Annotated in this window: 1 protein-coding gene; it reads left to right on the top strand. The window is 52.6% G+C overall.

The genetic code is table 11. From position 1 onward, the window contains the following. Positions 1-66 precede the first annotated feature (66 nt). Positions 67-648 carry an Hsp20 family protein gene (locus tag F0L68_RS45740; protein ID WP_188317136.1) on the top strand — a complete coding sequence of 194 codons (582 nt, stop codon included), beginning with the start codon at positions 67-69 and terminating at the stop codon, positions 646-648. The last annotated feature ends 96 nt before the right edge of the window (positions 649-744 follow it).

Here is a 744-nt window from a genome sequence, read left to right as displayed (position 1 = left end):
GAGCACACGAGAAGAGCAGCGCGCGCTCACAACGAACTTTAAATAAAAAAGATGTCGATAGTACCAATGATGTTTCGCGATTGGTGGGATGACTGGGAGCGTATCGAGCGCCCCTCCAGACTACTGGACCAGCACTTCGGCATGGGTCTGAAGAAGGACGATCTGTTATCCTCCATCAGTTCATTCCCCTCGACCTCGCTCTTCAGAAATTCATACTTCAGACCTTGGAGGGCGAGCTTAGCCAGGCAGGAATCTTCTTCGACGATCAATTTGACGAAAGAGAAATTTGAGGTTATTTTAGACGTTCAGCAATTCACTCCAGACGAGATCACGGTCAAGGCGTCGAACAACACGGTTGTCGTCGAAGGCAAGCACGAGGAGAAACAGGACGAGCACGGCTTCATTTCCCGTCAGTTCACCCGCCGGTACATCCTGCCGACCGGATACGAGGTCAACGACCTGGTCAGCACGTTGTCTTCCGACGGCGTGCTCACCGTCACGGCGCCGAAACGACCTCCACCTAATGCCGGCGAAAGGATCGTACCGATCACGAAAACCGGACCCGCTAAGCAACCTGAGGCTGCGTCTTCGAAGCCGGAACAGCAACAGCCCCGCGAACAAATGGTGCCCATCGTCACCTCCCCTTAACCCCCCTAGTGCCGAGCACAACGACCGAAACATAAATAGCATTTAATTTTAATTGTTTTTTTTTTGTTTTCTGCCCGTTGTTGGCCAACGACGAGC

The sequence above is a fragment of the Solihabitans fulvus genome (assembly GCF_008386585.1).
Lineage (GTDB): Bacteria > Actinomycetota > Actinomycetes > Mycobacteriales > Pseudonocardiaceae > Solihabitans > Solihabitans fulvus.
The sequence above is the reverse complement of the archived record's forward strand: the minus strand, read 5'-3'. Positions and strand labels throughout refer to the sequence as shown.